The sequence below is a fragment of the Lentzea cavernae genome, assembly GCF_014653695.1.
Lineage (GTDB): Bacteria > Actinomycetota > Actinomycetes > Mycobacteriales > Pseudonocardiaceae > Lentzea > Lentzea cavernae.
In genome coordinates this window covers 120,203-141,266 of the sequence record NZ_BNAR01000009.1, presented here as the reverse complement: position 1 = coordinate 141,266, position 21,064 = coordinate 120,203, and the positions used below count along the sequence as shown (strand labels likewise).

Here is a 21,064-nt window from a genome sequence, read left to right as displayed (position 1 = left end):
AATACCGACAACCGCAGACTAGCCCGAACGAGCCTGGACAGCCGGATGCAGCCTTGAAAGCGGGAGACGGGCAACCGTCCGGGGGTTCAAATCCCTCCGCTTCCGCGAGTGGGTGAAGTGTGTCGGCGGAAAGCGCCGACCCACGCTCGCTCCAGATATTTCCAGGGGCTGGTGCCCCATTGCCGCATGTAAGGCGAGCGGCGGCATCCCGAAGGACACCGCCGCCGGCCAGAACAAAGCGACTACGAAACAGCCAGGTGGTTGTGGTCGTGCGCAGCGGCCGTCTTCGAAAGCGCCGCCGAAGAACGAGCCTCGGCCCGCTTCGAACGCGGCGGCACGCCGTTGACGTCCTCAGTGGACACGCCGTAGGCAGCCGTCACGAACGCGATGGCCCCGGCGTTGCGACCGAGCGCGACCCGGTCCACGTTCCCGAGGTTGTCACAGGCGGAGTGGTAGCAGGGGTCGTAGGCGACTCCGGCCGTACCACCCCACTTGGCCGCCTGGGCCGCGGTCTTGACCCCTTCGGCGCCGGTGAACAGGCCGCCGGCCGGGATGCCCTGGGCGATGAACTCGCCGTAGTCCGAACGTCCGGAGAAGTCCGTGCCTTCGGTCGGAACGCCCTTGGTGGCGAAGTAGTCGGCGAAGGCCTTTTCGATCTGGGCGGAGCCGTAGGGGCCGGCGCCCGCGCCGACGGCGTCGGAGTCGTCGCCGTCGTAGATGAAGTACGCGGCGTTCGGGGAGCCGACCATGTCGAAGTTCAGGTAGAGGGCGATGTCCAGCTGCTGTTCGAACGTCAGCGAGCGGACCCATTCCTCGGAGCCGATGAGGCCTCGCTCCTCCGCGCCCCACCAGGCGAAGCGGATGGCGTTGTCGACCTTCGGGCGGGAGCCGAGCTGGAGGGCGGTCTCCAGCAGGGAGGCGGAGCCGGTGCCGTTGTCGTTGATGCCGGCGCCGAGTTCGACGCTGTCGAGGTGGGCGCCTGCCATGACCACGTTGTTCTTGCGGCCGGTGCGGGTCTCGGCGATGACGTTGCGCTGGGTGCGGGTCTCGGTGTGGAAGCGCATGTCCACGGTGACCGAGGCGCCCGCCTTGCCGGCGAGGGTGGTGCCGTCGGCCTGGGAGATGCCGCCGGTCGGGATGACGCCGGGGTTGGTCAGCGTCACGTTGGACAGGGGGCCCGCGGTGTTGTTCGAGACGAGCACGGCGATGGCGCCTGCCGCGGCCGCGTTGAGGTGCTTCTGCTCGAACGTGCAGCCGCCTCGGCGGATGAGGGCGACGCTGCCGGTGAAGTCCTGGCCCGCGAAGTCGGTGGCCTCGCAGCCCGTGGTGGCGTCCTCCGGGACCACGCGCAGCGGGCCCGTGACGCCGCCGGCCGGGGTCTGGGGTGAGGCGGTCAGGATCAGGGCCTGGTAGTTCACGCCGTCGACGCGGGCGGTTTCGGCGTCGGTGACGGGGACGTCGAAGCTGAAGTTCGGCGTCGTGACGATGAAGCCCTCGGCGCGGAGCTTGCCCGCCACGTACTCGACGCTGGCGTCGTAGCCGGGGGTGAGGGCGGCGCGGTTGCCGCCGTTGCGGTCGGCGATGCGCTGGAACGCGATGAGGTGCCGGTTGACGCCCTCAACGGTCACCTTCTTCGCGAGCTTCTTGGCGAGTGCGGGGCCCGCGGGTTCAGCGGCGGCGGACGCCGTGGCGGTAGGGGCTGCGACCAGTGCCGTGACGGCTAAGAGGGTCGCCAGCTTGGTTCTGCCGGACATAAGAACGTTCCCCTTCGTTCGAGATGGCTGAACCCTCACAAAAAGGAGACGCGGGCCACAATCCGTCGGTCGGCGGGAGTTCACCTGGTGATCAGGTGAACACACTCCGCTAGCCCTTCCACCGCGACTTTCCACTCCGGGCGGACGAAGTTCGCCTCGTCCAGACGCAGTCGCACGTGTTCAAGGCGTTCTCCACGCGGTGCGGCGGCCATCGTGCCGTCGTGGACGTAGCCGAGCTTCGCGCTGACGCGGTTCGACGACCGGTTGCCCTGCCAAGCCGCCGAACGAGCGATGCTCGCGCCCAGGTGGTCGAACGCGAACTGCAGCACGGCGACACGCATCTCAGTACCGAACCCGTTGCCCTGGAACTCCTGGCCGAGCCACGAGCCGGTGTTCACCTCGCGCAGCACGCCGAAGTTCTGCGCGTTCACCTCCTGCACGCCGACGACCCTGCCCTCGTGCCGCACGAGGAAGCAGATCGCCCAGTCCCCCGCCGCGAACCGGGCCCGCACGCCCCAGAAGTGCTGGACCATCCCGAACCCGCCGTCGTCCGCGAGCACGTCGGTCCACGGCACCGCGAACGGCATCTCGTCCGGCCCGTGCACGCCCGCCTGGGCCACGCGGACGAGCTCGAACAGGCCCTCGTCGTCGTCCGGGCGCAGCTCCAGGCGCGGGGTGCGGAGAACGAGGTGCCGCAGGGGCCAGGCGTCCATGGTTCGATGGTGCCGGAGCTGTCGAACGGTATTACGGTCGACTGTATGCGTGCCATCACTGTTCGCGAACCCGGCGGCCCGGACGTGCTCGAGTGGACCGAGACCGAGGATCCCGCTCCCGGCAGGGGCGAGGTGCTGATCGACGTCGCGGCGAGTGCGGTCAACCGCGCGGACCTGTTGCAGCGCCAGGGTCTCTACCCGCCGCCGAAGGGCGCGTCGGAGATCATCGGGCTGGAGTGCTCCGGCACGATCGCGGCGCTCGGCGAGGGCGTCACCGGCTGGAACGTCGGCGACGAGGTGTGCGCGCTGCTGGCCGGCGGTGGTTACGCGGAGAAGGTCGTGGTTCCCGCGCCACAGCTCCTGCCCGTCCCCCGGGGCGTCGACGTCGTCACGGCCGCCTCACTGCCCGAGGTCGCGTGCACGGTGTGGTCGAACGTCGTGATGGACGGCCGCCTCAAGCTCGGTGAGACGTTCCTCGTGCACGGCGGCGCGGGCGGCATCGGCACGCACGCCATCCAGGTGGCCAAGGCGCTCGGCGCGACCGTCGCGGTCACCGCGGGATCGGACGAGCGGCTGAAGAAGTGCGCCGAGCTCGGCGCCGACATCACGGTCAACTACAAGACCCAGGACTTCGTGGCCGAGGTCGGGAAGGCCGACGTCGTCCTCGACAACATGGGCGCCTCCTACCTGCCCCGCAACATCGACGTCCTCGCGCCGGACGGCCGGCTGGTGATCATCGGCATGCAGGGCGGTGTGAAGGGCGAGCTGCCGATCGGCAAGCTGCTCGCGAAGCGCGCGTCGGTGATGGCGGCGGGTCTGCGCGGCCGCAGCGTCGAGAGCAAGGGCGCGATCGTGGCGCAGGTCCGCGAACACCTGTGGCCGCTGATCGAGAGCGGTGCGGTGAAGCCGATCGTCGGCCAGGTCGTGCCGATGTCGAACGCCGCGGAGGCGCACCGGCTGCTGGACGGGGGCGACGTCTTCGGCAAGGTCGTGCTCAAGCGGGAACGGTAGCCGTCGCGAGCGAGGTCCGGGGAGCCGTGCGGAACTCCAGCCCGAACTCCTCGGACCACCGCGTCAGCACCGCCTGCTCGTCCGGCCGGTCGACGTCGTCGGCCAGCACGGTCGCGCCCGGCGCCAGCACGGCGCGCAGCACGGGCAACGCCGGGTAGCGCGAGTCGCCGAACCCCGGCCCGTCGGCGAGCAGCAGGTCCACCAGACCGAACCTCTCGACGTACGCGAGCACTTCGTCGTGCACCTGCTGCGGCGCGTACCACTGGCCGTGCCGCGACAACGCCGCCGGATGCCGTGACAACGGCGCGTGCACGACGCGGGCCACCGAGCCGAGGCCTTCACGTCGTAGTTGTGAGGCAACGAAAGCAGCCGTGCGCTCGTCGTGCTCGATCGCCAGCAGGTGCCCGAAACCGCGCTGCTGCAACAAACGCGCCAGCAGGACCGAGGAGGACCCGCAGCCCAGTTCCACCAGAACGGTGCGGGCGCCCAGGACGATCTCGTCCATCACCGCCACCAGCGCGGCGGGTCTGAGGTCGCCGGACAGCTGGGGCAGGTACTCGGTGTTCAACGAACCGATGCGCTGCAGGGCCGAGAGATCCGCGAGCTCGCGAGCCAGCGAGTCGTCCAACGAATGCTCTCCCGAATCCCTCAGCCCAGTTCGGCCACCGCCCGAACGAGGTCGTCCATCTCCACGGCGTTCGTGTAGTGCGCGAGCCCGATGCGGATGGCGCCGCCGATCTCACCGACGCCCAGCACCGAGAACACCCCGTACTGACCGGGGTCGGCGAACGCGCAGACACCGCGCGACGCGAGGTGTTCGACGCCGTCCTCCGCCTTGACCCCGGCGATCGAGAACGCCAGCGCCGGCACCCGCCGCATGGCGTCGCCGATCACCATCACGTGCCGCAGCGACCGCAGTTCGTTGATGAGATTAGCGAGCAGCCCCGCCTGGTAGGCCTTCACCGATCCCAACGACGTGAGCAGCCGTTCACGGCGAGTGCCCGATGCCGCGTCGTCGAGCTCCGCGAGGTACTCCACCGACGCAACGAGCCCGGCGAGCATCGGATACGCGTGCGGGCCGAGCTCCAGCCGCTCGGGACCGCGCGCCATCGGGTCGACCGAGACCGACGGCAGCCGCTCCAGCACCGACGGGTCGCGGAACACCAGCGCGCCGACCGGCGGACCGCCCCACTGACCGGCGGACAGCGCCACGACGTCGGCGCCCATGCCAACGATGTCCAAAGGCACGAAGGGAGCCGCGGACGAGGCGTCGACGACCATCAGCGAGCCGTGCGCGCGGGCCACCGCGGAGATCTTGGCCAGGTCGGGCCTGGTGCCGACGACGCCGGACGCCGCCGTGATGGCGATCAGCTTCGTGCGGTCGGTGACGAGCTCGTCGAACTGCCAGCTCGGCAGCTCGCACGTCTCGATGTCGATCTCCGCCCACTTGACCGCGCTGCCGGTGCGCTGTGTCGCCCGCAACCACGGTGCGATGTTCGCGGGGTGGTCGAGCCGGGAAACCAGGACCTCGTCGCCCATGAACCAGTCGTCGGTCATGGCGTCGGCGAGGCGTTGCAACAACACGGCGGAGGAAGGACCGAGAACGACACCGGCGGGATCGCCCCCGACGAGGTCCGCGACGGACCTGCGGGCGGCGTCCACGATGCCCTGGGCCCGCTGGGAGGCCGGGAAGATGCCACCGGGCCCGGAGACCGGGGCGCGCAGCGCGGTGGAGACGGCGGTGGCGACCTGTTCGGGCACCTGCATGCCGGCGGGTGCGTCGAGGTGTACCCAGCCGTCGCCGAGCGCGGGGAAGAGCCCTCGTACCCGTGCGACGTCGAACGCCATGACACACACCGTACGTATGCGAGCAAACACCGCGACGACCAGCCCCACCCCCGATTAGTTTCGAAAACGTGAATCACGCGAGGATGGAGACCATGAACCAGGAGCAGCCCGTCGTAATCGTCGGCGGCCAGGACGGCGACATCGCCGACCTCGTCGAACAGCCGGCCAAGGTGATGCGGATCGGCACGATGATCAAGCAGCTGCTGGAGGAGGTGCGGGCGGCTCCGCTCGACGAGGCCAGCCGCAACCGCCTCAAGGAGATCCACAAGCGCTCGATCGAGGAGCTCGAGGACGGCCTGGCGCCGGAGCTGCGCGACGAGCTGGAGAGGCTGTCGCTGCCGTTCACCGAGGACGGCACCCCGTCCGACGCCGAGCTGCGGATCGCGCAGGCCCAGCTGGTCGGCTGGCTGGAGGGCCTGTTCCACGGCATCCAGACGGCGCTGTTCGCCCAGCAGATGGCCGCCCGCGCACAGCTGGAGCAGATGCGCGGCAGGGCACTGCCCGCGGGCAGCGGCGGCGAGAGCACCGAGGGCGGCATCACGGGCAAGGGCACCGGTCAGTACCTCTAGTGGCGCTAGTCGTGACACCGGGAAGTGGCTCTACTATGCGCTGAACTTCCTGGAGAGGAGCACATCGTGCTCGAGCAGGTGCGCCGCGCCCTGTCGGCGAAGCAACTGCGCCACAAGCTGCGGATCAAGGCGATCGAGATCGTGGCGGACGCCGTGGCCCCGATCCGCGCGCAGGTCGACGACCTGCAACGTCAGGTGGACGACCTGGGCAGGAAGGTGGCCGACGAGATCCGCCACCAGGGTGACCGGGCCGTCGACCAGACCCGCCAGCTGGAGATCCGCACACGCCGGGACCTGGTGTTCGCGGGTGAGCAGGAGGCCGCGCTGGAGAGCGCGAACTTCGTGCGCGACAACATGCCGCACGCGCCTCAGTTCGGTCACCCGCACGAGACGCTGGAGCATGCGCTGTCGCTCGCTCCCGCGGGCGGGCTCGCGCTGGAGTTCGGCGTCTACCAGGGCACCACGCTGAAGATCATCGCGACCGCCCGCGAGGGCGAGGGCGTCTTCGGCTTCGACTCGTTCGAGGGCCTGCCGGAGAACTGGCGCAACGGCTTCCCCGCCGGCGCGTTCAACGTCGACGGCCTGCCCGAGGTGCCGGGCGCCGAGCTCGTCGTCGGCTGGTTCGACGAGGTGCTGCCGGGCTTCCTCGCGGAGCACGAGGGTCCGGTCACGTTCCTGCACGTCGACTGCGACCTGTACTCCTCCACGAAGACCGTGCTGGAGCTGGTCGGGCCGCGGCTGGTCGAGGGCAGCGTCGTGCACTTCGACGAGTACTTCAACTTCCCCGGCTGGATGGACCACGAGCACAAGGCGTGGACCGAGTACGTCGAGCAGACGGGCATCGAGTTCAGCTACGAAGCGTTCACCTACGACAACGAGCAGGTCACCATGCGGGTGACCAAGATCCCCGCCCGTTGACCACTCCGTGACGTACCGGCGTCCAGGTCGGTGAATGGACGCCGGTACTCTCAGTCCTCGTGCAAGCACCCAGTACCCTCGACAGCCCCGAGGCGCCGCCTGCCGTCAAGTCGCGCAGCTTCAAGCGCGCGTTCGCCGACGTGCGTGAGGCGTGGGACCACCGCGAGCTGTGGGGCCACCTCGGCTGGCAGGACATCAAGCAGCGCTACCGCCGGTCGGTCATAGGCCCGCTGTGGATCACGATCTCGATGGGCACGACAGCCCTCGCGCTCGGCCTGCTGTACTCGGTGCTGTTCAAAACGGAAGTCGCGACGTTCCTGCCGTACGTGACGGTCGGCTTCATCGTCTGGAACTTCATCGTCGGCTGCGTCACCGAAGGCACCGACGTGTTCATCGCGAACGAGGGGCTCATCAAGCACCTCCCCGCGCCGATCTCGGTGCACGTGATGCGCATGGTGTGGCGCCAGGTGCTGTTCCTGCTGCACAACCTCGTCGTCTACGGCATCGTGCTCGCGATCTTCTTCACGTCGCTCAACCACGAGTACCGGATCGGCGAGAGCAGCCCGCTGCAGCCCGGCCTGAGCTGGACGATCCTGCTCGCGATCCCCGGCTTCGTGCTGCTCGCGGTCAACGCCGTGTGGGTCTCGCTGCTGTTCGGCGTCATCAGCACCCGCTTCCGCGACATCCCGCCGGTCGTGAACAGCTTCATCAACCTGGTGTTCTTCATGACGCCGATCGTCTGGGACGCCGGCGTGCTGAGCCGGGTCACCGGTGGTGGCGACGGCGACTGGCGCATGCTGATCGCCGAGCTCAACCCCGTGTACCACTTCGTCGAGGTCGTCCGCGCGCCGCTGCTCGGCCACACGGTCGACTGGCACCACTGGGCGGTCGTCGGCGGCTTCACCGTGGGCGGCTGGGCACTCGCGATGGTCATCCTGCGCAACTACCGCGCCCGCGTTTCCTACTGGGTCTAGAGGAGGTCGACAAAACCATGGTCAGCATCGACGTCTGGAACGCCTCGGTCGACTTCCCGATCTTCGACGCCAAGTCGAGGTCGCTGAAGAAGCTCGCGCTCGGCAAGGTCGGCGGCAAGATCGGCTCCGAGGGCCGCGTCCCGATCATCGAGGCGCTGCACGACATCTCGCTGTCGCTCAAGGACGGCGCGCGCGTCGGACTGGTCGGCCACAACGGCGCCGGCAAGTCCACGCTGCTGCGCCTGCTGGCGGGCATCTACGAGCCGACGCGCGGCCAGTCGCGCATCGTCGGCAAGGTCGCGCCCGTCTTCGACCTCGGCGTCGGCATGGACCCGGAGATCTCCGGGTACGAGAACATCATGATCCGGGGCCTGTTCCTCGGCATGAGCCGCAAGCAGATGGAAAAGCGCGTCGACGACATCTCGGAGTTCACCGAGCTCGGTGACTACTTGCAGATGCCGCTGCGCACGTACTCCACCGGCATGCGCGTGCGGCTCGCACTCGGCGTGGTCACCTCGATCGACCCCGAGATCCTGCTGCTCGACGAGGGCATCGGCGCGGTCGACGCGGCGTTCATGGCGAAGGCCCGCGACCGCCTCAAGGACCTGGTGAAGCGCTCCGGTCTGCTGGTGTTCGCGAACCACTCGGACGAGACGCTGCTGGACTTCTGCGACACCGCGATCTGGATGGACGAGGGCCGTGTCAAGATGCACGGAGGCCTGCGCGAGGTGCTCACCGAGTACAAGGGCTTCGACCCGTTCGACCGGATGAGCACCGAGCAGTTGGAGAGGCTCGGCTACTCCTCCTCCACCGTCCTCAGCGGAAACGGCGGCGAATAGACAGTGAACCTCGAGGCACTGCCCAAGGGCTCCGTGGTCGCGGTGGTGGTCACCCGCCACCGCAGGGAGCTGCTGGCCGAGTCGCTCAAGGCGCTCGCCACCCAGACGCGCGTCCCCGACCACCTGGTCGTCGTCGACAACGGTCCCGACCAGCCGGTCGACGACCTGGTCGAGCAGTGCCCGCTCCCCACGACCTACCTGCCGTCGCACCGCAACCTCGGTGGCGCCGGCGGGTTCGCGCTGGGCATCCTGCACGCGCTCTCGCTGGGCGCGGACTGGGTGTGGCTCGCGGACGACGACGGCCGCCCGGCCGACGAGAACGTGCTGGCCGTGCTGCTGGAGGAGGCGGAGCGCCGCAAGCTCGCCGAGATCTCCCCCGTGGTCACGAACATCGAGAGCCCGGACAAGCTCGCGTTCCCGATGCGCCGCGGCCTCACGTGGAAGCGCTCGGCCGCCGACCTCGGCACCGACTTCCTGCCGGGCATCGCGTCGCTGTTCAACGGCGCGCTGTTCCGCGCCTCGACGCTCGACGTGGTGGGCGTGCCGGACTACCGGCTGTTCTTCCGCGGCGACGAGGTGGAGATCCACCGCCGCCTGGTCCGCAGCGGGCTGCCGTTCGGCACGTCGCTGCGGGTCGCCTACGTGCACCCGGACGGCTCGGACGAGTTCAAGCCGATGCTCGGCGGCCGGTTCCACGCGCAGGACCCCGAGAACCAGATCAAGCGCTACTACACCTACCGCAACCGCGGGTACCTGCTCTCGCAGCCGGGCATGCGCAAGCTGGGCGCGCTGGAGGTGTTCCGGTTCGGCCTGTACTTCCTCGGCGTGAAGCGGGACCCGAAGGCGTTCGTCGAGTGGATCAAGCTCGTGCGCCAGGGTCAGCGGGAGCGCTTCTTCCGCAAGTGAGTTCGGCACAGGGGGCGGGGTCGCTGACGGCGATCCCGCCCTTTGGCAACTTCGGGTAGCCGCTCGCGCACGCGACGTGATCGGAGTAAGACGGGACGAGTGATTTCCCGACGCAGACTCCTTTCCCTGGCCGGTGCGAGCGCTCTGCTGGCGGCGTGCGGTTCGAACACCGGCCGCGGTGGCGACGGCCAGCCCCTCAGGCAGTGGTACCACGCGTACGGCGAGCCCGGCGTCCAGCAGGCGGTGGTGCGCTACGCCGACTCGTACGCGAAGGTCCCGGTGACCGTGCAGTGGAACCCCGGCGACTACGACTCCAAGCTCGCGACGAGCCTGCTGTCCGGTGACGGACCGGACGTCTTCGAGTCCACCCCGCAGATCAGTTCCGTCCGGGCGGGCCAGCTCGTGCCGCTCGACGACGTCTTCGGTGACGCGCGCGGCGACTTCACCGAGTCGATCCTCGCCACGCACACCGTCGACGGGAAGATCTACGGCGTCCCGCAGGCGGTGGACATGCAGATGCTGTTCTACCGCAAGAGCCTGCTGGAGAAGGCAGGCGTGCAGCCTCCGTCCACTGTGGACGAGCTGATCGACGCGTCCCGGCGGTTGACGAGGGACGGCGTGAAGGGCCTCTTCGCCGGCAACGACGGGGGCGGCGGCGTGCTCGGCGGGCCCGCGCTGTGGTCGGCCGGTCTCGACTACGTGCGCGACCACCAGGTCGGGTTCGACGACCCCCTTGCGGCGCAGGCGATCGGCAAGCTGCGCGAGCTCTACGCGAGCGGCGGCCTGCTGCTCGGCGCGGTGAAGGACTGGGCGGAGCCGGACGCGTTCACGCAGGGTCTCGCCGCCATGCAGTGGACCGGGTTGTGGGCGGTGCCCGCCGTGCAGAAGGCGCTGGGCGACGACTTCGGCGTGCTGCCGTTCCCCCGGTTCTCCGGTGACGGCAAGGCGAGCGTGCCGGTCGGGGCGTTCGGCGCGATGGTGAACGCCAAGTCGAAGCGGATCGACGAGGCCAAGGAGTTCGTCAAGTTCCTGTGGATCGACCGCACCGACTACCAGGAGGACTTCAACCTCAGCTACGGCTTCCACATCCCGCCGCGCAGGAGCATCTCGGAGAAGGCGTCCAAGCTGACTTCCGGTGCGGCGGCGGACGCGGTGAAGTTCGTGCGGGACAACGCGAAGGCGTCCAACCCGCCGGACTGGACCTCGGTCATGCGGACCGCGTTCAACGACGCCGTGTCGCGGGTCGTGCGGGACGGCGCCCCCGCCGACGCCGAGATCAAGGCCGCCGCGGGCAAAGCACGTGACGAGCTGAAGCGCCTGTACGGATGAGGCACGGACGCGCGTTCTGGTTGTTCGTCGGACCGTTCGCGGCAGGACTGCTCGTGTTCGTGTACGTGCCGATCGGGTGGAGCCTCCTGCTGTCGTTCTTCGACGCCCGCAACACGGTGACGCCGACGGAGTTCGTGGGGCTGCGCAACTACGCCGACATGCTGACCGACGCTCCCTTCTTGCGCAGCCTCGGCACGTTCAGCCTGTTCGCGCTGTTCATCGTGCCGCTGACGTTCGTGCTCGCGCTGGCCCTGGCGTTGCTGGTGAACCAGATCAGCTTCATGAAGGCGTTCTTCCGCTCGGTGTTCTTCCTGCCGACGGCCTGCTCGTACGTCGTGGCGTCCCTGGTGTGGAAGCTGTCGATCTTCAACGGCGTGCGCTTCGGCCTCGCGAACACGGTGCTGGGCTGGTTCGGCGCCGAGCCGGTCGCGTGGACGGTGTCGACGTCGCCGCCCTGGTACTGGCTGGTGCTCGTGACGTTGCGGCTGTGGCTGCAGCTCGGCTTCTACCTGATCCTGTTCCTCGCCGGCCTGCAACGGATCCCGCAGCACCTCTACGAGGCGGCGTGGATCGACGGCGCCGGTCGGGGCTGGCAGACGCTGAGGTACATCACGCTCCCACAGCTGCGAACGACGTCGGTCGCCGTGCTGCTGTTGCTGCTCATCGCGGCGTACCAGGCGTTCGACGAGTTCTACAACGTGCTGGGCACCGACCGCGGCTACCCACCGTTCGCACGGCCGCCGTTGATCTACCTCTACTACACGGCGCTGGGCTCCGGCGGGCAGGACTTCGGGCACGGCAGCGCGGGCGCGGTGATCCTGACGTTGCTGATCGCCGGCGTGACGTTGTTGCAGGGGCGGGTGATCACGCGATGAAGGTCCTGCGTTATGCCGCCCTGTCGGTGGCGGCGGTGTTGTTCCTGATCCCGTTCTACCTGGTGCTGCGCAACGGGTTGGCGACCGAGCAGGAGATCACCGCGCCTTCCTGGACGTTATGGCCGCAGGAGATCCGGTGGGAGAACTTCGCCGCGTTGTTCTCGAACCCCGCCGTGCCGATGGTGCGGAGCATGGTGAACTCGCTGGTCGTCGCGGTGTTGCAGACGGTCGGCCAGTTGTTCTTGTGCGGACTGGCCGGGTACGGGCTTGCGCGCATTCCTCATCGGTACTCGAACGTGGTGCTGTACCTGGTGATCGCGACCCTGATGATTCCGGCGGCGGTCACGTTCGTGCCGACGTTCGTGGTCGTGTCGACGCTGGGGTGGGTGTCCGACCTGCGGGGGCTGGTGATCCCGGGGTTGTTCAGCGGGTTCACGACTTTCCTGTTCCGGCAGTACTTCCTGAACTTCCCGCGGGAGTTGGAGGAGGCCGCTCGGATCGACGGCCTGGGGCATTGGGGGACCTATTGGCGGGTGGTGGTGCCGAACTCGAAGGGGTTCTTCGCCGCGCTCGGGGTGATCGCGTTCGTGACCAGCTGGAACCAGTTCCTCTGGCCGTTGGTGATCGCGCAGGACCAGGATTCTTGGACGGTGCAGGTGGCGTTGTCGACGTTCCTGACTTCGCAGTCGATCGATGTTGTGCAGCTGTTCCTCGCTGCTGCCGTGTCGATTGCGCCGTTGGTGGTGGTGTTCGTTGCGTTGCAACGGTTCCTGGTGCGCGGGGTGACGGAGACGGGGATCAAGGACTGAAAACGAAAAGGGCCCCCGGGAAATCCCGGGGGCCCTTCGCGCACAACCAGAAGATCAGCTGTTGGCTTCGAACACCTTGCGCCACGACTCGACCGAGGTCAGCTCGGGCAGCGCGTCGCGGTACACCCGCTGCATCCGCGGCCACTCGGCGGACAGGCGGCGGTAGTTGCGGACCGCTCGCTTCATCAGCGCGCGGAACTCCTTCGGGTCGCGCTTGCGGAACGCGACGCCGCTGCCGTCGGCGTTGGAGACCGTGGCGCTGTCCAGGTTGCCCAGCAGGAACCAGCGGGCGTTGGTCGCCGGCACGTTGATCTGCGGGCGCTCCGTGGTGGCGGCCTGGGGCTCGCGCAGGTTGTGCATGAGCGCCTTGGCCGCCTCGGAGGCGATGGTGACCGGGTTCGTGGGCGGCGTCAGCATCTGCTCGGCGCGGACCATGTCGAACGTCGGGGCCGGGAACTCACGTGCGGACGGGAGCACCTGGGCGTCCGAGTAGTCCTTGCGGAGCTCGCGGATGGCCGGGAGGGCCGTGCGCAGCGAGTCGAACAGCTTCGACGGGCCGGCCAGGAAGTCCTCGATCGCCTTCTGCTGCACGGCGACCGTCGAGTACTCCATGGACAGCAGGTGCCGCAGCGACAGCTTCAGGCCCTGCTTGAGCAGCGTGGACCGGACGTCGTACGGGCTGTGCAGCGCCGCGAGGACGAGGCGGTTGCGGGTGTGGAAGTACGCCTGCCAGTCGGTGGCATCGTTCTTGTCCGTCCACGGCATGTGCCACACGGCCGAGCCGGGCAGCGAGACCGTCGGGTAGCCGCGCTCCAGGGCGCGCAGCGAGTACTCCGCGTCGTCCCACTTGATGAACAGCGGCAGCGGGTAGCCGGTGCGCTGCACGACCTCGCGCGGGAACAGGCACATCCACCAGCCGTTGTAGGTGGAGTCGATGCGGGCGTGCAGTTCCTCGGTCTCGCGCAGCGACTCGGTGCCGAAGTCGTGGTCGGTGAGCGCGCCCGGCGCCGCGCGCCAGTAGCAGGTGCCCAGGTCGACGACCTCGCCCATGCTGTGCAGGCGGGCGCGGGCCTGGAGGTTCAGCATGTGCGAACCGACGATGACCGGCTGGGCGGCGGCGCGCGCGAACGCGTTCGAGCGCAGGACGGCGTCCGGCTCGAGGCGGATGTCGTCGTCCATCAGCATGATCTGGTCGGCGTCGGTGTGCTCGATCGCCTCGTACAGACCGCGGGTGAAGCCGCCGGAGCCACCGAGGTTGTCCTGCTCGATGATCTCCAGCTTGTCGCCCAGCGCCGCGACGGCCTCGGCGTAGCCCTCGGTGTCGCGGACCTTGACGGTGCCCTGGTCGGCGACGAAGACCTTCTTCAGCACGGACAGGACGGCCGGGTCCTCGCCGAGGGTGCGCAGCGCGATGACCGCGTCGACCGGGCGCATCGTCGTCATGCCGATGGCGACGGTCTGGGCCGGCAGCTCCTGCTCGGTGGTCCAGGCGGCCTCTTCGATCTCGATCGTGGTGTCGTCGGTGAAGACGTCGAACCAGATCCAGCCGCCGTCCTCGAACGGCTTGAGCGACACCTTGATGGCGACGTCGGAGAACGCCTTCGGGGTGCGCACGACGTGGCCGTCGAGGTGCACGATGTCGCCGTTGGCCTTGGAGCGGTAGACGTCGACGCGACCGGCGCCGCGCAGGCGGATGCGCAGCACGACGTCCTCGACGACCGTCCAGCGCTTCCAGTAGCTCGCGGGGAACGCGTTGAAGTACGAAGCGAACGACACCTTGGCCGAGGTCGGGATCGTCACCGCGCGGCGGCCGGAGACGTGGCTGTGCACGTTGGCCGGCTCGTCGAGGTACAGCGGACGCACGTCCAGCGGGTCCTCGTCCCGAGGCATGATCACCCGCTGCAGGACCTGGGTCGGGTTGATCTTCGTGGCGCTTGCGGTTTTGGCCTGCTCGGTCACGTGCTTCCTCCGGCGAACCGAATTCGGGCGGTTCGGGTCAGCTTCATGGATGGCTACCGCCACAGAGAGTCGTGGCGCGGCGCGTCAGGCGCCCATAGTACTCACTGTGCAATGACGAACGCCCGGCCGCACAGGTTGTACGGCCGGGCGATAATGCGACTAGAACGACATCAGTCGAGGTCGCCGCTGATCGGCGTGCCCTCGGTCAGATGCGGCGCGATCTTGTTGTCGAACGCGCTCAGCGCGGCGCCGATCGCCATGTGCATGTCGAGGTACTTGTAGGTGCCCAGACGGCCGCCGAACAGCACGTTCTTCTCGGCGGCTTCCTTCTTCGCCAGCACGCGGTACCGCTCGAGCTTCTCGCGGTCCTCGGCCGTGTTGATCGGGTAGTACGGCTCGTCGTCCTTCTCCGCGGCGCGGGAGAACTCGCGGACGATGACCGTCTTGTCCTTCGGGTAGTCCCGCTCCGGGTGGAAGTGGCGGAACTCGTGGATGCGGGTGAACGGGACGTCCGCGTCGTTGTAGTTCATGACCGGCGTGCCCTGGTAGTCGCCCGTCTGCACGACCTCCTGCTCGAAGTCGAGCGTGCGCCAGCCGAGCCAGCCCTCGGAGTAGTCGAAGTAGCGGTCGACCGGACCGGTGTAGACGACCGGCGTGCCCGCCGGGATCTCGTCCTTCACGTCGAAGAAGTCCGTGTCGAGGCGGACCTCGATGTTCTCGTGCTCCGCCATCTTCTCGAGCCACGCGGTGTAGCCGTCGACCGGCAGGCCCTCGTAGGTGTCGTTGAAGTAGCGGTTGTCGAAGTTGTAGCGGACCGGGAGGCGGCTGATGACCGCGGCCGGCAGCTCCTTCGGGTCGGTCTGCCACTGCTTCGCGGTGTAGTCGCGGATGAACGCCTCGTACAGGGGACGGCCGACCAGCGAGATCGCCTTCTCCTCGAGGTTCGTCACGTCCGCGCTGTCGATCTCCGACGCCTGCTCGGCGACCCACGCGCGAGCCTCGTCGGGCGACAGGTACTTGCCGACGAACTGGGTGATGAGGCCCAGGCCCATCGGGAACTGGTACGCGGTGCCCTTGTGCATCGCGAAGACGCGGTGCTGGTAACCGGTGAACTCGGTGAACTGGTTGCAGTACTCCCAGACCCGCTTGTTCGAGGTGTGGAAGAGGTGTGCACCGTAGCGGTGCACCTCGATTCCTGTCTCGGGCTCAGCCTCCGAGTAGGCGTTGCCGCCGATGTGGGCACGACGCTCGAGCACCAGCACCCGCTTGTTCAGCTGGGTCGCGGCGCGTTCGGCGACCGTGAGACCGAAGAATCCAGATCCGACGACGATCAGGTCATAGCCAGCGAAGCTCACGAGTGGGGAGGGTACCTGTGCCGCACGACACGGCCTGCAGGCCCCCTCCTCCCGGTTGCACAGCCTTGATCAGGTAAAACGCGTGCGACGGACCGTCAGCCCTTGGCCTCGGACCCGGTCAGGCCGGGCAGGACGTCCCCGGCCACCTGCTCCAGCACGGTCTCGTGGCCGAAGTAGACGCCCTCGCTGCGCGGCCAGTGCACGATCAGGTCGGTGAACCCGAGCTCGCGGGCCCGGCCGGCCGCGTCCTGGAACGCCCCGACGCTCGACAGCGAGTAGACCGGCGCCGAGTCGAGGTTGAGGTAGCGGTCGATGGTGCCCTTCGCCCGGTTGATCGACGCGAGCTCGTCGTTGAACCGCCTGGTCACCGCGGCGACACCGCGCCACCAGTCCTCGTGGCCGGGGTTCTCGAGCCGCCGCGAGCCGGTGGTGATCCAGCCGGTGCCGTACCGGGCGGCGACGTTCATCGCCTTCGGGCCGTCGGCGGCCACGACGAACGGCACGCGCGGCCGCTGCACGCAGCCGGGATGCCCGCGGGCCTCCTCCGCGGAGAAGTGCTCGCCCTCGTACGTGGTCCTGTCCCGGGTGAGCAGCAGGTCGAGCAGCTCGACGAACTCGCCGAACCGCTGGGTGCGCTGCGCGGCCGTCAGCTCCTGAGCGCCGATCGCCGTCGTGTCGTACGAACCGGTGCCGCCCGAGCCGAGGCCCAGGTTGAGCCGGCCGTCGGACAGGTCGTCGAGCGTGAGGACCTCGCGGGCGAACGGCACGGGGTGCCGGAACACGGGTGACGCGACGAGGGTGCCGAGCCGGATCTTGGACGTCACCGCCGCGGCGGCCGTGAGGGTCGGCACGGCCGAGAACCACGGGCCGTCGACCAGCGTGCGCCAGCCCAGGTGGTCGTACGTCCACGCGTGGGAGAAGCCGAGCTCCTCGGCCGCTCTCCACTTGGGTTCCGCCACCCACCACCGGTACTCGGGCAGGATCACCACGCCTACTCGCACGAGCCGACAGTAGCGACGTGATCCGCAACTCAACGAATCGCTTCCGGCATCAGCGAGGATGGATTCGTGGAGAAACCAGCGCTGGTGGCGTCGGACGTGGACGGCACGATCCTCGGGACGAACGAGCAGGTGAGCGAGCACACGATCGGGGTCGTGGGCAGGGTGCTGACGGACGGGACCCCGTTCGTGCTGGTCAGCGGCCGTCCTCCACGCTGGATCCCGCGCATCGCGAACGCCGTCGGCGCCACCGGATACGCGGTCTGCGCGAACGGCGCGGCGCTCTACGACGTCGGCGAGGACCGCGTGATCTGGCAGCGCGGGATCAGCCCGGTCCGGCTGAACGACCTGGCGCACGCCCTCGACACGGCCCTCCCGGGGTGCGCGGTGGCCGCGGAACGGGTGGGCGAACGGGCGGCGGACGTCGAGACGTTCATCGCGGAGGAGCGCTACCGGCACGCCTGGCCGGACAGCCACGACGTCGCCTCGCGGGCGGAGGTGCTCGGGCACGCGGCGATCAAGCTGCTCGTCCGGCACACGGGCATGACCAGCGGCGAGATGGCGACCGCCGCGACGGCCGTGCTGGGCGACGAGTTCGCCATCACCTACTCGACCGACTCCGGGCTGATCGAGGTGTCCGAGAAGGACGTGACCAAGGCCACCGGGCTGGCCGACGTGGCGCAGCGGCTCGGGGTGGACGCCGGGAACGTGATCGCGTTCGGGGACATGCCGAACGACATCCCGATGCTGCGGTGGGTCGGCCACGGCGTCGCCATGGCCAACGCGCACCGGGAACTGCTGGCGGTGGCCGACGAGGTCACCGCCACGAACGACCAGGACGGTGTCGCCCAGGTCCTCGAACGCTGGTTCTGAGCCCTCAGTCCTCGGCCGGAACCGGCATGGGGACGCCGCGGCGCTTCTGCACGTACGCGACGAGCGCCGCGGCACCGGCCGCGGCCAGGTCGGCGACGGTGAACATCAGGCGCGAGACCAGCGCCAGGGCGATGGCCTGGCCCGACGGCAGCACGGTCGCGATCGTGGCGGTGATGACCAGCTCGCGGGCGCCGAGGCCGGACGGCAGGAAGAACGCCAGCAGGCCCGCCGTCATCGACAGCGCCATGGCGCCGGCGGACAGGATCAGCGTGTCCCAGCGCGGCGTGCCCAGCGAGTCGACCAGCAGCCAGAGGTGCACGCCGTAGCAGGCGTAGATGGCGATGGCCGTGCCCAGCGCCTTGAGGATCTCGATGCCGGTGAAGCGGTTCTCGAGCGGCGCCTTGCGCAGCACCTTCAGGACCAGGTTGACCGACCACGTCAGCAGGCGCGGGTGCAGGAACGGCAGGCCGACGAGCAGCAGCAGGAACAGCCACAGCAGCTGGTTCGCCTCGGGGCGGCCGTTCAGCATCACGGGCAGCGCGGCGAGGCCCGCGATCAGCGAGGCGAGCACGCCCATGCCGGTCGCGACCAGACCGGCGGTGAAGCTGCGCGCGCGGTTGACGCCGGCCTCGCGGGCGAGCTCCATCGAGAGCAGGACCGCCCAGACGGCGCCGGGGACGTACTTGCCGAGCTGGCCGACGAGGTAGAACTTCGACGCTGCGGTGAACCGGACGGGAGCGCCCAGGTCGGACAGCACGATCTTCCAGACCAGCGGGCCGAGGAAGATGCCGGCGAAGACGGCGACGAGCGAGAGCACGAGCGACTGCCACGGCAGCGCGGTCAGCGTCGGGTAGACCTCGTCCCACTGGGAGTAGACCGAGTAGACGGCGGCGGCCAGCACGGCGACGATGAGCACCCGCTTCGCCCAGGCGATGACGACCGCCTTGCGCGTCTTGGCCGGAGCCGGAGGGGCGACCTGCTGGGCGTCGGTGTCAGCCACGTCGGGCTCGACGGTCATCGGTTCTCCGCTTCCTGCTTCGCTTCCCAGCGACGGGCCGGGCACGGCGGGCTGGGCGTCCATGAGGGTCGTACTCCTGCGCTGCGGATCCACAACGGACCCTGAAGAGGATCACTCCATCAGGCAGGTAGCCTGTGGTCCGCGCCTGGTCTGAGCCTGGCAGTAACACCGCGGGGCAACTGTACCGGACGCATCCAACCGTCTCCGGAAGTGGAAAGTCTGCTGCATGATTCCGATTACCGTCGTCGACGTCCAGGACGCCGAGCCGCTCGTGCTGGAAGTGCTCCGCTCCGGTGTCATCGCACAGGGACCGATGGTCAAGCGGTTCGAGGACGCTTTCGCCTCCGTTGCCGGTGTGCCGCACGCGGTCGCCGTCAACAACGGCACGACCGCGCTGGTCGCGTCCATCCAGGCGCTCGACCTGCAGCCGGGTGATGAGGTCATCACCACGCCGTTCACCTTCGTCGCCACGCTGAACGCGATCCTCGAGGCGGGCGCCACCGCCCGGTTCGCGGACATCGACTCGGTCGACTTCAACATCGACCCGGAGAAGGTCAGCGCCGCGGTCACCGACCGCACGAAGGTCCTCATGCCGGTCCACCTGTACGGCCAGATGGCCGACATGGGCCGTCTCGTCCCGCTGGCGCAGCAGCACGGTCTGGCGATCGTCGAGGACTCGGCGCAGGCGGTCGGCGCGACGTTCGAGGGCAAGCCCGCCGGTTCGTTCGGCATCGGCTGCTTCTCGCTCTACGCGACGAAGAACATCACCACCGCGGAGGGCGGCGTCATCACGACGTCGGACGACGCGCTGGCGGACAAGCTGCGCGTCATGCGCAACCAGGGCATGCGCGCCCGCTACCAGTACGAGATGGCGGGCCACAACTACCGCCTCACGGACCTGCACGCGGCGCTGGGCATCCCGCAGCTCGAGAAGCTGCAGCAGCTCACCGACGCGCGCCGGCGCAACGCCGAGGCGCTGTCCAAGGGCCTCGACGGCGTGACGGGCCTGACCGTCCCCGCCGTGCTGCCGGGCCGCGAGCACGTGTGGCACCAGTACACGATCCTGGTCGGCGACGACGCCCCGGTGACCCGCGACGAGCTCGCGGCGAAGCTCACCGAGAAGGGCATCGGCAACGGCATCTACTACCCGAAGCTCGTGTTCGACTACGACTGCTACCGGGACAACCCCCAGGTCATCGCCTCCGACGTGCCGGTGGCCAAGAAGGTCGCCGAGCAGGCGCTGTCGCTGCCTGTGCACCCGAAGCTGACCGAGGCCGAGCTGGAGACCATCGTCTCCTCCGTGCGAGAGGTGTTCGGCGCATGACCGCGCGTCCCAAGGTCGCCCTCGTCGGCGCCGGCACGATGGGCTCGCTGCACGCCCGCGTGCTGTCGCAGTCCGACCGCGTCGACTTCAAGTTCGTCGTGGAGCAGAACGCCCAGACCGGTCAGGCCATCGCCGACCGCTTCGGCATCGAGCACACCAGCTCGCTGGACGGGCTCAAGGACGTCGACGCCGTCGTCATCGCGGCCGCCACCGAGGCGCACTACGCCATCGCCAAGCAGGCGCTGGAGCTCGGCAAGCCGCTGCTCATCGAGAAGCCGCTGGCCGCCACGTACGAGCAGGCCGAGGAGCTCGTCGCCGAGTCGGAGAAGCGCGGCCTGCCGCTCGTCTGCGGCTTCCTCGAGCGCTTCAACCCGGCGATCCTCACCGCGAAGCAGTTCGTGGGCGAGGTCGTGCAGATCAACGCGATGCGCCACTCGCCGTTCGTGCCGCGGATCAAGACCGGTGTCGCGGGCGACCTGCTCATCCACGACGTCGACCTCGCGATCCGCTTCGTCGGCAACGCGCCGGCCGCGGTCAAGGGCTCCTTCGGCTTCTTCCACAAGCAGTCGCAGGACAACCAGTCCGAGGACTCGGCCGACGCCACCATGTCGTTCGAGAGCGGCGCCCTCGCGACGATCTCCGCGTCGCGGATCAGCCAGCGCAAGGTGCGGCAGATCTCGGTGCTGGAGATCGACCGCCTGATCGAGATCGACCTGCTGCGCCGGGACATCACGATCTACAAGCACGTGGCGGACTCGCCCGCGGCGGACGGCGTCGGCTACCAGTCGCAGACCGTCATCGAGCTGCCGACGATCCTGCAGAGCGCGGAGCCGCTGGCCGCGCAGCTGAACCACTTCCTGAACCTGCTCGAGCTGGGCGCCGGTTCGGACGAGGTCCTGGCTGAGCGCAACGCGATCCTCCCCGCGCACAAGGTCGTGCACGAGGCCACGGCCTCGGCTCTCGCCTGACCCTGTCGCTCCTGGAAGGGGTCA

20 protein-coding genes are annotated in these 21,064 nt (G+C 68.9%); 12 read left to right on the top strand and 8 right to left on the bottom strand.

Annotated features, from left to right (window positions below; translation table 11 throughout):
• Window positions 1-242: 242 nt before the first annotated feature.
• Window positions 243-1,754, bottom strand: a complete 1,512-nt coding sequence (locus tag IE307_RS27785) for a M28 family metallopeptidase (RefSeq protein WP_191302322.1) — start codon at window positions 1,752-1,754, stop codon at window positions 243-245.
• Window positions 1,755-1,834: 80 nt separating this feature from the next.
• Window positions 1,835-2,467 carry a GNAT family N-acetyltransferase gene (locus tag IE307_RS27780; RefSeq protein WP_191302321.1) on the bottom strand — a complete coding sequence of 211 codons (633 nt, stop codon included), beginning with the start codon at window positions 2,465-2,467 and terminating at the stop codon, window positions 1,835-1,837.
• A gap of 45 nt (window positions 2,468-2,512) precedes the next feature.
• Between IE307_RS27780 and IE307_RS27775 the strand changes: the two genes are divergently transcribed.
• Window positions 2,513-3,478: an NAD(P)H-quinone oxidoreductase gene (locus tag IE307_RS27775; RefSeq protein ID WP_191302320.1), complete on the top strand. Its 966-nt coding sequence runs from the start codon at window positions 2,513-2,515 to the stop codon at window positions 3,476-3,478.
• Here the strand turns inward: IE307_RS27775 and IE307_RS27770 are convergent.
• Window positions 3,462-4,106, bottom strand: coding sequence for a class I SAM-dependent methyltransferase (locus IE307_RS27770; RefSeq protein WP_191302319.1), 645 nt, complete (start codon window positions 4,104-4,106; stop codon window positions 3,462-3,464). The genes IE307_RS27775 and IE307_RS27770 overlap by 17 nt on opposite strands.
• A gap of 20 nt (window positions 4,107-4,126) precedes the next feature.
• Window positions 4,127-5,326, bottom strand: coding sequence for a cysteine desulfurase-like protein (locus IE307_RS27765; RefSeq protein WP_191302318.1), 1,200 nt, complete (start codon window positions 5,324-5,326; stop codon window positions 4,127-4,129).
• Between the two features lie 92 nt (window positions 5,327-5,418).
• Here IE307_RS27765 and IE307_RS27760 point away from each other — a divergent pair, with 92 nt between their 5' ends.
• From IE307_RS27760 to IE307_RS27725, 8 genes are all read left to right on the top strand, one after another.
• The gene (locus IE307_RS27760; protein ID WP_229905158.1) at window positions 5,419-5,895 is read left to right on the top strand and encodes a bacterial proteasome activator family protein; all 477 of its coding nucleotides are present in this window, start codon (window positions 5,419-5,421) and stop codon (window positions 5,893-5,895) included.
• A 66-nt stretch (window positions 5,896-5,961) separates the two neighbouring features.
• Complete coding sequence (locus IE307_RS27755; RefSeq protein ID WP_191302317.1) at window positions 5,962-6,813, top strand: class I SAM-dependent methyltransferase; 852 nt, start codon at window positions 5,962-5,964, stop codon at window positions 6,811-6,813.
• A gap of 59 nt (window positions 6,814-6,872) precedes the next feature.
• Window positions 6,873-7,787 carry a galactan export ABC transporter permease subunit Wzm/RfbD gene (wzm, locus tag IE307_RS27750; RefSeq protein WP_191302316.1) on the top strand — a complete coding sequence of 305 codons (915 nt, stop codon included), beginning with the start codon at window positions 6,873-6,875 and terminating at the stop codon, window positions 7,785-7,787.
• A gap of 17 nt (window positions 7,788-7,804) precedes the next feature.
• On the top strand, window positions 7,805-8,626 hold the full coding sequence (wzt, locus tag IE307_RS27745; RefSeq protein ID WP_191302315.1) for a galactan export ABC transporter ATP-binding subunit Wzt/RfbE: 822 nt from the start codon (window positions 7,805-7,807) through the stop codon (window positions 8,624-8,626).
• A gap of 3 nt (window positions 8,627-8,629) precedes the next feature.
• Entirely contained in the window at window positions 8,630-9,532 is a 903-nt protein-coding gene (gene glfT1 / locus IE307_RS27740; RefSeq protein WP_229905119.1) for a galactofuranosyltransferase GlfT1, read from the top strand.
• Between the two features lie 99 nt (window positions 9,533-9,631).
• Window positions 9,632-10,861 carry an ABC transporter substrate-binding protein gene (locus IE307_RS27735; protein WP_191302314.1) on the top strand — a complete coding sequence of 410 codons (1,230 nt, stop codon included), beginning with the start codon at window positions 9,632-9,634 and terminating at the stop codon, window positions 10,859-10,861.
• Entirely contained in the window at window positions 10,858-11,736 is an 879-nt protein-coding gene (locus IE307_RS27730) for a carbohydrate ABC transporter permease (protein ID WP_191302313.1), read from the top strand. The genes IE307_RS27735 and IE307_RS27730 overlap by 4 nt, the downstream gene beginning before the upstream one ends.
• Window positions 11,733-12,545: a carbohydrate ABC transporter permease gene (locus IE307_RS27725; RefSeq protein WP_191302312.1), complete on the top strand. Its 813-nt coding sequence runs from the start codon at window positions 11,733-11,735 to the stop codon at window positions 12,543-12,545. Before IE307_RS27730 ends, IE307_RS27725 begins: the two co-directional genes overlap by 4 nt.
• Before the next feature lie 54 nt (window positions 12,546-12,599).
• Here the strand turns inward: IE307_RS27725 and IE307_RS27720 are convergent, their stop codons facing one another.
• The 3 genes from IE307_RS27720 to IE307_RS27710 all read right to left on the bottom strand — a co-directional run bounded on the left by IE307_RS27720 (window position 12,600) and on the right by IE307_RS27710 (window position 16,860).
• A complete protein-coding gene (locus IE307_RS27720; protein ID WP_268250411.1) occupies window positions 12,600-14,504 on the bottom strand; it encodes a glycosyltransferase in 1,905 nt (634 codons plus the stop codon).
• A gap of 170 nt (window positions 14,505-14,674) precedes the next feature.
• On the bottom strand, window positions 14,675-15,859 hold the full coding sequence (glf, locus tag IE307_RS27715; protein ID WP_191302311.1) for a UDP-galactopyranose mutase: 1,185 nt from the start codon (window positions 15,857-15,859) through the stop codon (window positions 14,675-14,677).
• Window positions 15,860-15,954: 95 nt separating this feature from the next.
• On the bottom strand, window positions 15,955-16,860 hold the full coding sequence (locus tag IE307_RS27710; protein ID WP_191302310.1) for an LLM class flavin-dependent oxidoreductase: 906 nt from the start codon (window positions 16,858-16,860) through the stop codon (window positions 15,955-15,957).
• A gap of 66 nt (window positions 16,861-16,926) precedes the next feature.
• On the opposite strand from IE307_RS27710, the gene IE307_RS27705 reads away from it, so the two are divergent.
• On the top strand, window positions 16,927-17,730 hold the full coding sequence (locus IE307_RS27705; protein ID WP_191302309.1) for an HAD family hydrolase: 804 nt from the start codon (window positions 16,927-16,929) through the stop codon (window positions 17,728-17,730).
• A gap of 4 nt (window positions 17,731-17,734) precedes the next feature.
• Here the strand turns inward: IE307_RS27705 and IE307_RS27700 are convergent, their stop codons facing one another.
• On the bottom strand, window positions 17,735-18,748 hold the full coding sequence (locus IE307_RS27700; protein ID WP_191302308.1) for a lysylphosphatidylglycerol synthase transmembrane domain-containing protein: 1,014 nt from the start codon (window positions 18,746-18,748) through the stop codon (window positions 17,735-17,737).
• Between the two features lie 226 nt (window positions 18,749-18,974).
• On the opposite strand from IE307_RS27700, the gene IE307_RS27695 reads away from it, so the two are divergent.
• Window positions 18,975-20,072, top strand: a complete 1,098-nt coding sequence (locus tag IE307_RS27695) for a DegT/DnrJ/EryC1/StrS family aminotransferase (protein WP_191302307.1) — start codon at window positions 18,975-18,977, stop codon at window positions 20,070-20,072.
• Window positions 20,069-21,040, top strand: a complete 972-nt coding sequence (locus IE307_RS27690) for a Gfo/Idh/MocA family protein (RefSeq protein ID WP_191302306.1) — start codon at window positions 20,069-20,071, stop codon at window positions 21,038-21,040. The genes IE307_RS27695 and IE307_RS27690 overlap by 4 nt, the downstream gene beginning before the upstream one ends.
• Window positions 21,041-21,064 lie beyond the last annotated feature (24 nt).

Coding starts and splice junctions, on each gene's coding strand:
- IE307_RS27690 (WP_191302306.1), top strand. CDS start 20,069: ATGACCGCGCGTCCCAAGGTCGCCCTCGTCGGCGCCGGCACGATGGGC.
- wzt (WP_191302315.1), top strand. CDS start 7,805: ATGGTCAGCATCGACGTCTGGAACGCCTCGGTCGACTTCCCGATCTTC.
- IE307_RS27730 (WP_191302313.1), top strand. CDS start 10,858: ATGAGGCACGGACGCGCGTTCTGGTTGTTCGTCGGACCGTTCGCGGCA.
- IE307_RS27785 (WP_191302322.1), bottom strand. CDS start 1,754: ATGTCCGGCAGAACCAAGCTGGCGACCCTCTTAGCCGTCACGGCACTG.
- IE307_RS27700 (WP_191302308.1), bottom strand. CDS start 18,748: ATGACCGTCGAGCCCGACGTGGCTGACACCGACGCCCAGCAGGTCGCC.
- IE307_RS27765 (WP_191302318.1), bottom strand. CDS start 5,326: ATGGCGTTCGACGTCGCACGGGTACGAGGGCTCTTCCCCGCGCTCGGC.
- IE307_RS27775 (WP_191302320.1), top strand. CDS start 2,513: ATGCGTGCCATCACTGTTCGCGAACCCGGCGGCCCGGACGTGCTCGAG.
- IE307_RS27780 (WP_191302321.1), bottom strand. CDS start 2,467: ATGGACGCCTGGCCCCTGCGGCACCTCGTTCTCCGCACCCCGCGCCTG.
- IE307_RS27725 (WP_191302312.1), top strand. CDS start 11,733: ATGAAGGTCCTGCGTTATGCCGCCCTGTCGGTGGCGGCGGTGTTGTTC.
- IE307_RS27760 (WP_229905158.1), top strand. CDS start 5,419: ATGAACCAGGAGCAGCCCGTCGTAATCGTCGGCGGCCAGGACGGCGAC.
- IE307_RS27695 (WP_191302307.1), top strand. CDS start 18,975: ATGATTCCGATTACCGTCGTCGACGTCCAGGACGCCGAGCCGCTCGTG.